The sequence below is a fragment of the Pelomonas sp. V22 genome, from assembly GCF_030014915.1.
Taxonomy (GTDB): domain Bacteria; phylum Pseudomonadota; class Gammaproteobacteria; order Burkholderiales; family Burkholderiaceae_C; genus JAUASW01.
This window is the reverse complement of the sequence record NZ_JAGIXS010000015.1, coordinates 1-8109: the sequence shown is the minus strand read 5'-3', so window position 1 is coordinate 8109 and position 8109 is coordinate 1. Positions and strand designations below refer to the sequence as shown.

At 63.3% G+C, this 8109-nt stretch carries 13 protein-coding genes; 6 read left to right on the top strand and 7 right to left on the bottom strand.

Going from position 1 to position 8109, the window contains the following annotated elements:
- Positions 1 to 194: 194 nt before the first annotated feature.
- The 4 genes from J7U46_RS23040 to J7U46_RS23025 are packed head-to-tail and all read right to left on the bottom strand — an operon-like array spanning position 195 to position 1856.
- Positions 195 to 503, bottom strand: a complete 309-nt coding sequence (locus J7U46_RS23040; protein WP_282829586.1) for a hypothetical protein — start codon at positions 501 to 503, stop codon at positions 195 to 197.
- A complete protein-coding gene (locus tag J7U46_RS23035; RefSeq protein WP_282829588.1) occupies positions 481 to 726 on the bottom strand; it encodes a DUF4926 domain-containing protein in 246 nt (81 codons plus the stop codon). The genes J7U46_RS23040 and J7U46_RS23035 overlap by 23 nt, the downstream gene beginning before the upstream one ends.
- 1 nt (position 727) lies before the next feature.
- On the bottom strand, positions 728 to 1468 hold the full coding sequence (locus J7U46_RS23030; RefSeq protein WP_282829585.1) for an MbcA/ParS/Xre antitoxin family protein: 741 nt from the start codon (positions 1466 to 1468) through the stop codon (positions 728 to 730).
- 34 nt (positions 1469 to 1502) lie between these two features.
- A complete protein-coding gene (locus tag J7U46_RS23025; RefSeq protein WP_282829584.1) occupies positions 1503 to 1856 on the bottom strand; it encodes a 50S ribosome-binding protein YggL in 354 nt (117 codons plus the stop codon).
- A 240-nt stretch (positions 1857 to 2096) separates the two neighbouring features.
- On the opposite strand from J7U46_RS23025, the gene J7U46_RS23020 reads away from it, so the two are divergent.
- Positions 2097 to 2738, top strand: coding sequence for a hypothetical protein (locus J7U46_RS23020; protein WP_282829583.1), 642 nt, complete (start codon positions 2097 to 2099; stop codon positions 2736 to 2738).
- A gap of 2 nt (positions 2739 to 2740) precedes the next feature.
- Positions 2741 to 3499, top strand: a complete 759-nt coding sequence (locus J7U46_RS23015; RefSeq protein ID WP_282829582.1) for a thermonuclease family protein — start codon at positions 2741 to 2743, stop codon at positions 3497 to 3499.
- Between the two features lie 7 nt (positions 3500 to 3506).
- Here the strand turns inward: J7U46_RS23015 and J7U46_RS23010 are convergent, their stop codons facing one another.
- Positions 3507 to 4547 (bottom strand): GSU2403 family nucleotidyltransferase fold protein, encoded by a 1041-nt coding sequence (locus J7U46_RS23010; RefSeq protein WP_282829581.1) that lies wholly within the window; start codon positions 4545 to 4547, stop codon positions 3507 to 3509.
- Between the two features lie 106 nt (positions 4548 to 4653).
- Here J7U46_RS23010 and umuD point away from each other — a divergent pair, with 106 nt between their 5' ends.
- Complete coding sequence (gene umuD, locus J7U46_RS23005; protein WP_282829580.1) at positions 4654 to 5100, top strand: translesion error-prone DNA polymerase V autoproteolytic subunit; 447 nt, start codon at positions 4654 to 4656, stop codon at positions 5098 to 5100.
- A 4-nt stretch (positions 5101 to 5104) separates the two neighbouring features.
- The gene (locus tag J7U46_RS23000) at positions 5105 to 6412 is read left to right on the top strand and encodes a Y-family DNA polymerase (RefSeq protein ID WP_282829579.1); all 1308 of its coding nucleotides are present in this window, start codon (positions 5105 to 5107) and stop codon (positions 6410 to 6412) included.
- Here the strand turns inward: J7U46_RS23000 and J7U46_RS22995 are convergent.
- On the bottom strand, positions 6370 to 6651 hold the full coding sequence (locus J7U46_RS22995) for a hypothetical protein (protein WP_282829578.1): 282 nt from the start codon (positions 6649 to 6651) through the stop codon (positions 6370 to 6372). The two genes, J7U46_RS23000 and J7U46_RS22995, sit on opposite strands and share 43 nt — an antisense overlap.
- Here J7U46_RS22995 and J7U46_RS22990 point away from each other — a divergent pair.
- Together J7U46_RS22990 and tnpB are read left to right on the top strand one after the other, a co-directional pair.
- The gene (locus tag J7U46_RS22990) at positions 6646 to 6960 is read left to right on the top strand and encodes a hypothetical protein (protein WP_282829577.1); all 315 of its coding nucleotides are present in this window, start codon (positions 6646 to 6648) and stop codon (positions 6958 to 6960) included. The two genes, J7U46_RS22995 and J7U46_RS22990, sit on opposite strands and share 6 nt — an antisense overlap.
- Before the next feature lie 66 nt (positions 6961 to 7026).
- On the top strand, positions 7027 to 7197 hold the full coding sequence (tnpB, locus tag J7U46_RS22985) for an IS66 family insertion sequence element accessory protein TnpB (RefSeq protein ID WP_349239503.1): 171 nt from the start codon (positions 7027 to 7029) through the stop codon (positions 7195 to 7197).
- Here tnpB and J7U46_RS22980 read toward each other — a convergent pair.
- On the bottom strand, positions 7171 to 7704 hold the full coding sequence (locus J7U46_RS22980; protein WP_282829576.1) for a hypothetical protein: 534 nt from the start codon (positions 7702 to 7704) through the stop codon (positions 7171 to 7173). The genes tnpB and J7U46_RS22980 overlap by 27 nt on opposite strands.
- Positions 7705 to 8109: the final 405 nt, after the last annotated feature.

Below are 8109 nucleotides of genomic sequence, written 5' to 3'. Positions count from 1 at the left end.
AACCCTGAGCTTCAACCTGCTGAAGCCCTCGCTCACCACCGAAGCCCACATCTGATCGGCTTCGCTTCGAGTGACCCTGAAGCGGTCCAGTTCGGTCATTCGTTGGGTGTCATTGAATGTCTGATCTCGCTGCAGAGCAGCCGCCCGAAGGAGTGCAACACTGGCGCCATGGTCATCGACAGCCCGGAGCTCGATCAGGTCTCCTCGGGGGGGAAGACGCCATCTTCTTTGGAAATCAAGTGCTTTGGGAAGTCGCGCAGACCAATGTCTAGCCCGGTCGACTTCTTCGTTGAGTAATAGTCATCAGCTCCGGGCGTACCCGGCATAGGTGGCAACCTCGCGAAGGCGGCACTAATGTCTTTGCCGCTAAGGCTGCCAACAATTTTGCTCTTTGGATCTGCAGTGACTTTGGATGTTTTCATCTGATTCGCTTTGTCGAAAATGTCTTTTTCATGGTTTCTTTGGGCATTAGATTGGCTGTTAGCCGCCAACCTGGATGACATGCGTGGATTGGGTCTCGACGTCAACACCCTCCTCGAAAATTTGCGGTGATGGCACCAGCTGATCCTCCGTGACCGTGACGACATCGATCGTCTCGCCGGCGGGAGTCATGAACTCAACTTCATATGCTTCCCCCTGGCCGTGCACATGGACCACGACCCCGCGGGCGCCGACCGGCTGTTCGTCGGAAGGCAGCGGCACTTTCAGCACGACGCCGCAATACATCTCACGCACACAGGCCTCCGCGCATTCGTTCGAGCAGGGATTCAACCTGGCGCCGGCCATCCTCGCTGTGCAGCAGCTGCGACGGCGTGGCGCCATTGAGCTCAGGCAAGGGCTCCGAAAGCCAGGCATTCAACCAGGCAGAGAGCGTGGCCACATCACGGTTGCCACCGGCTTCCTCAACCATCCGGCCCAGTTTGTCCAACAGTTCCGCCTTGGTTGCGGCACCTTCAAAGTCAGACGCCTTCAAGAAGGGTTTTCGGAGCGCCTCTCTGAATCGAGCGAGTTGCCTCAGCGCGCCGCCAGGATCGTCGATGCTGGACCAGCCGGGTGTCGCTGGCTCAACCGTGTGGGCCACGGGCATTCCATGCGCATAGTGCACCTCGTGAATCGCGTACCAGGTCTCCTCCTCCGATTCGAACTCGATGACGCGGCAGTTCCAATACCGCTCAGGCACATCGCCGCTGACTGAGTCGGACAGTTCGCGCTCGTCGGCGTCAGCATCGCCGCGCGCGGCAACGGCTTGCTGCCAGTCCTCAAGTTTGCCGAGCTTGACCACGTCGTCGATCCCGACGTTCTCCAGCAGGCCGGCCAACAGGGTGAGTCGCTGGGCCTCGTCTAAGCAAAGCTTGCCGCGGACCATTTCAAGGCAACCGGGTAGGCGATTGAGTTTCTCCAGGCCTTCCGGACCGGTCCACGTCCGGCCCGCGCGACCGATGTTCCAACCGTTGTTCTCGTTTGTCATGTGCGTGTGATGTCCATGGGCGATTGGTCGGCGCTCAGGGTGCCTCGTCATACCAGGCGTCGCGCAGGTGTCCGATCTCGATCTTGGTGATGCCGGACCAGTTGCGAATCCAGCCATCGAAGGCTTCACGATCGGCTGCCGTGACACTGCCCCGTCGTGCGGCCACGAAGCCACAGTTGACCCCGCCTCCCAGACTCAGAGCGCGGGGCTCGATGAGCTGCTCGAGCAGGTGGTCGATGAACCGATCCTGCAGTTCAATCGACGGCGGCGCCCGCCAGGTCAGTTCGTAATCGAAGCTCAGCGTCTGAAATTCGCCGATGCGCAGCTTGTTGCGAAGCCGCCGGGAGCGTGTGCGATTCGGTGGCGGCAGCACGATCAAGGCACCCATGTCCACTCCAGTTGGCGTCCCGCATCACCGCGCGTGCTCGCCCTGGAGCTCTGCACAGTGGATGCATTCAGTATCGAATTCATACAGGTGAAGTACGTTTAACTTGTTGATTTCATTGATGTTTATGATGCATCTTGCCGCAGAAAGTGGCGCCCGTCGAGTGTGTGCAGGTCTCACTTGTCTTCGGACGAGGCGCCTCCGCGCAGCCGTACCACCAGACATCAAGTCCTCGGAGTCCCAATGCAGATCAAAGATGTGCGTCCAGCGTCCTTCGTCAAGCAGATCCGGTGTGATCGCTGCGACCGCCTGGCTGAGGTGGGCGATGCGGAGCTGGAGTTTCACGAGTTCGTCAGCATCGACCTGAAGGCCGGCTACGCCTCCATCTTTGGCGATGGCAACCACGTCCAGGTCGACCTGTGCCAGCACTGCCTCAAGGACGTGCTCGGACGATGGCTGCGGATCGACGACCCGAGCGCCGAGAGCCTGGGCCAGTTCGACCCGGATCGGCATGGCGGCGAGTTTCCGAGTGCTGCGGATGCTTCACTGCAGGAGCCGGACGATATGCAGGTTCAAGAGCGCATGCCACTCAATGTGCCGTCAGCGCTTCATCGGCGGTTGGTCTCGCTCCAAGCCTTCTTCGGCCACAGCGTTTGGCTGTACTTTGCGCCGCTGACAGGCGCCGTGAGGGGCATCCGCTGGGAGTACCGACGACTCGAGTGGGCCGAAAGGCAACGCCTGCGGCGCCAAGCCGAGTTCGAGCGGCGCGGACGAGAGGCCATCAAACGCACCAAGGCCGCCGGCGATGGGATTTCGGCCGACGCAGTCATCGACAAATTGAGAGCCAAAGTCGCTCTGGCGCGTGATCGAAAGTTGGGGGAGTAGTCGTGGCACACCTCGCTGAAAGAGTTCTCTTGGCAGGCATGGCGTGGCTCAGCCTGGTCGCGCCAGTGTGGGCAAACGACACGATTCAAGGGCAGATCGTCAAGGTCGCTGGCGGCGACACCGTCACCCTCATCGATGCGCAGCAGCGCGAGCACCAGCTGCGGCTGGCCTTCATCGACGCGCCGGTGCCGGGTCAGCCCTTCGCCGATGAAGCGCAATCAGCCCTGTCTGCCATGGTGCTCGGCCGACAAGTGACGGCACAGGTTCGCGGGAGGGACCAAGACGGCATCGCCGCAGTCGAGGTGGTCGAGCCCCATGGCCACGTCGTGAACCTCGAGCTGGTTCGCCGCGGCCTGGCCTGGTGCGACTATTTCGATGCGCAGAACCAGCCCGACCGCGAGCAGTACCAGGCCGCCCTGTCCGGAGCTCAGCAGGCGCGGCAGGGCCTGTGGTCCCAGGATCGCGTGGAGGCTCCGCGGGACTTTCGGGCGCGCGTCAGTCAGCACCTGCGCTGGTGGCTATACGCAGTTGCTGGTCTGGCTGGCTACACCTTGCTTGGGCTCGTCTTCTCCGTCTATGACAAGCGGATCTCGGCCTGGATCCAGCGGCAGGATCAGATCACCAAGGAATCGGCTGAGGCCTACCGCAAGGCGCGTATGCAGGCCGAGGCAGAGCAAGCAGAGCGGGACCGAACACGTGAGATCGCCAATCGGGAGATGGACCGACTGGCTGCCGAGCGCCGGCGTCGAGAGCCCACGTAGTGCCTGCCTACTGCCGTTGTTCGGTCGCTGCAGCCAGGCTCTCACCAACCCGAGGCCACGTCCTGTGAAGGGCATCTAATCCAACGTCCAAGGCCTTGCGCCACGCCGGGCCGCGTGCACGTGTCGAGGCGACCATCTCGACGATGGTGTCGGGATCGCGCTGCACGAAGTAGTCGATCAGCGCTGCGGCCTGGGCGATGTCCTTCTTCGTCTTTGATCGGCTGTCCCCGGTCCGTTCGGCCGCCACGAGCAGCTTGCCCACGGCGTAGGCGGCCGGCGCCGGCAGGTTGACGACGATGGCCGAGGTACTGCCAAGCAGGGCCGCCGGGATGGGGGCCTCAAGCGCCAGTTCCATGAAGCGCAGCGGCTGCAGGGTTACGTTCAGTGCGCGGCAGTCGACCGGCGCGTCTCCGGTGCGCGTCCGGGAGGTCAGCCAGTCCAGATCGAAGTCCGGCTCGTCCGGCTTGACGTAGCGTGTTCCAGAGTTCACCGGCACGAATCCCATCTGCAGGGACTCGATCGCCGAGTGGGCATCGACGCGGGCGTCCGGCGCCACAGCCAACGACAAGTTTCTGCCTGCGTGGGCGAAGTCCAGGTCGACAGTCTGGCCAGGATCACCCCAGAGCACGCCCAGCACGTTCTGGTAGGCCAGGAAGGCATGGGTGCCCACCACAAGGGCACCGGCCGAGAACACGCCGTGGTCGGCGAGGCGCTTCAGCACTCGGAAATGCTTCGGCGCGACGGTGTAGCAACCCAACGCTGCAGCCGCGTTGGCCAGCTTGCGCAAGTGCGCCTGGTTCGCGACCGCAGTCTCGTTGTGAGCGGCTGCTATGAGCGCGCGGGTCGCCTCGTCATCCGGACCGACGTAGATCTGCTCGAGGCCGGCCGGGCCCTTGCGCTGGTAGTAGTGATACCGCTTGCCGTGGATCAGCTTCGACGCGAAGCCGCCTGGAAGGTCGGCGGGCGATCGGTTGAGCTGCGCCATCCGGGCTGCCGAGAGCACGGAGGAGTAGGCGGCCTGAGCTGCCAGGCTGTTGTCGACGAACATGTTTATATACTACCTTTTTACAAGAGGTAGTACATCAGCTTCTGACCACAGTGTTGGAAGTCAGCCATCCAGGGGCGTGCATACTTATACTGTTGTTTTATACAGTATGACCTACCTTTACGACCTCCAGGCCGGCGCTCCGGTCGCCGTCGCCGCTCTGCCGCTCTTGGTCGCTGACCTGGGTGCGGTCGTGCACGCCGGCTTCCCCAGTCCGGCGGAGGACCTGGGAGCGAAGAGGATCGACCTGACCGCCCAGCTGGTCAAGCACCCACAGGCCACCTTCACCATGCGAGCCCGTGGTGACTCAATGCGAGAAGCAGGAATCTTCGACGGCGACGTGCTGCTCGTCGACAAAGCGGTAACACCGCGTAGCGGGCACATCGTTATCGCGGTCGTCGATGGCGAGTTCGTCTGCAAGCAACTGCAGCTCCGCGCCGGCCGCATGAAGTTGAAGGCGGCCAACCCCTCCTACCCGGACATCGTGCCGCGAGAGGGCCAGGTCGTTGAAGTGTGGGGCGTGGTCACTGCGTCGATCAAGACCATGCCGCTGTGACCGCATGCTCGCGCTGCTCGACATCAACAACGCCTACGTCTCTATGGAGCGGGTCTTTCGCCCGTCCTTGAACGGTTTGCCAGTCGTCGTCCTGTCCAACAACGACGGTTGCGCAGTGGCCAGGTCGGACGAGGCCAAGGCGCTCGGCGTGAAGATGGGTCAGCCCTTCTTCGAGTTCCGCCACCTGGTGGATAGCGCCGGCCTGGTGGCCCTATCCGCGAACTTCGCGCTCTACGGGGACATGAGTGACCGCTTCATGAGCCTGGCCGCCGGCCTCGGCCCAGAGCAGGAGATCTACAGCATCGATGAGACGTTCATCTCACTCGATGGTGTGCGTGGCGATTTGGTGATGCGAGCACGCGCTGTTCGGACGCGCGTGCTGCAGTGGCTGGGGCTGCCTTGCAGCGTCGGTATTGGTCCGACCAAGACCCTGGCCAAGCTGGCCAACCACATCGCCAAGTCTGCTGAGCGCAAGCCTGGCAGCTACCCGTCGGAGCACGCTCAGGTCTGCCATCTTGGCTGCCTGTCTCCTGGCGCACTTCATGAGTTGCTGGCGGCCACGCCGGTGGGCGAGGTATGGGGCGTTGGGCGACGCATTGAGGAGCAGCTGCGCGCGGCCGGCATCGAGACGGCTGGCCAGCTGGCCCAGCTCGATCCGGTGACGGCACGCATGCGATGGTCGGTCGTGTTGGAGAGGACTGTGCGTGAGCTCCAGGGCGTGCGCTGCATCGATCTCGAAGATGCAGCTGCGCCGCGGCAGCAGATTGCTTGCACCCGATCCTTTGGCGCACCGGTGCGCGACCTGCAGCCGCTGATCGAAGCGGTCACTTCGTTCGCCACAAAGGCAGCCGAGAAGCTGCGGCAGCAGGACAGCCATGCGGCACAGGTCCTCGTGTTTCTCAGGACCTCTCCGTTCAGGCGGAAGGACGCACAGTACTCGCGATCGATCGTCGTGCCGCTGCGGCGGCCCTGTGCGGACACTGCGGCGATCGTGGCCAGCGCGGTGGCCGGGGTGCACGCGATCTACCGGCCGGGCTTCAACCTGGCCAAGGCCGGGGTGATGCTGCTGGACCTGCAGCCTGCGGCCGAGCAGCAGCTCGAGCTCGGCCTGCAGGATGACGAGCCGGCGCGCGACCGGGAGCAGCTGATGAAGGCGCTCGACGGCATCAACGGCCGCTGGGGCAAGGGCACCATGCGCGTCGGCCAGGCGAAGGCGAGCGACACGGCCTCCGGCGGTTGGCAGATGCGTCAGGAGCGGCGAACACCGGCCTACACAACCGAGTGGGCTTCAATGCCTTCGGTCCGATGCTGACCCGGACGACAATGCCGGGCTTCGAAGTGAAGCCGCACCGTGGTGTCCACGGGCTGCTCGCCGCGCACCGAGACGATGAGCCGGTAGACCGAGGAGTAGCTGCCGGCGTAGCCGTGCTGGCGGCACAGGGCGGCGTGGATCGCCTTGGCCTGCACGCCGGCGGCCAGCCACTGGGCGACGAGCTCGCGCCAGGATTCGGCCGAGAAGGTGCAGGAACTGGCCGTGCGCGGCGCATGCATCGCGGCGGCCAGCGTGGCGTCGTCGGGCTGTTCGGTGCCGACATCGAGCCAGCCGCGCGCGGCGGCGACGACGCGGACCTTGGCGGCCTACTCGCGGCCCATGAGTCCGCTGCGGTCGATGTCGCGCTCGGAGTCGCCCGCGCGCAGCCGCTCAAGCACTTGGCGGTACTGGAACATCTCGAATCTCCTTCGGCCCATCGCGGCTCCCGTGCGGTTCAGTTCGGCGCGGGTGGCCTGATTACGCCGGAAACAACCACCGCCGCCCCAGGCCCTCACTGGCCTGAATATGCCGAAAACGAACTGGCCTGATTTGGGTGGAAGTTGACAGATGTCGAGCGCGGCATCCTGCGGCGTCTGGCTGCGTGAGTTGCTGAGTTGATCCGGGTGGATGCGCAGTGGCTGGCGGTCGAACCGCTGGACATGCGGGCCGGCACCGAGGCTGCGTTGGCCCGGGTGGTCGCGGTCTTCGGTGCGGCGCGGCCGCACCACGCCTATCTGTTCGCCAACCGCCGGGCCAGCCTATGTGTCCGTTTCATCCGTCGATGACTCGAAGCCCTCGCGAACAGGATGGTGCCCAGTGATCCAAGTGCGGTACTTTTCGGAGTCACGCGCTGCTACGAGATCGTTCAGTTTGTGACGCATATTGGTTCCGCTGGTTTTGAGTGTATTCAGCCGTTGCTTCGAACCGCGGGAGAAGTTGGTCAGCGACGTGACGAGGCCAGCGCGTGCTTGGTAGATCTTGACCGCTAGCTTCAGCAGCTCAGTGACCAACGGATGGTTGTCGTTGAACTCCCTGACTTGCTTGGCGCGCAAGGGCAAGCGGGCCCAACCGATCTTGTCGAACTTCCATTTGTTGTCGGCCTTGGACCTCCGCCAGATGACCGGGAAGTAGCGCTGCAGATGGTCATTGGTGTCTTGCCAAAGACGGATCTTTCCGGTCAATGGAGGCTGCAAGTCGTTCAGCAGTTGGTCGATATCCCACAGCATCCCGTCGAGAATCTGCATCTGGAAAGCGACGGCGGCAGTGATCTCGTTGGTGATCGACAGCACCACGTCGCGGAGGGAGCGAGGTCCAGTGGTGGGTGCGTCAGCACCAGCCTCGGATGAGGAGGAAGGATCGGTCCGATTCATCGGTTTGGTGGGGAGACGAAGAAGCAAAAGGTTTAAGTGGAATCAATAGGATACGAGGAAGTAATATATGCGGCGGCCGTCCGGCCAAGGCCAGACAGACCAAACCAGCTGCCCCCCCCCCGGGCGCCTTAAGCCTAGACGTTGGCGAGCTCTAAACGCCACCGAATGCTGGCATTGGATGCTGGTATTGGATGCTGGTATTGGATTGCCACAGCGGAGTGACCGACCATTCGGGACGGTTTTGAGAGAACTAGGGAAGGTCTGCAAAACCCCTCGTCATTCCGACTGGCGCACTGCCTGAGCGGCTGGGACGATGCGGGGCATGGA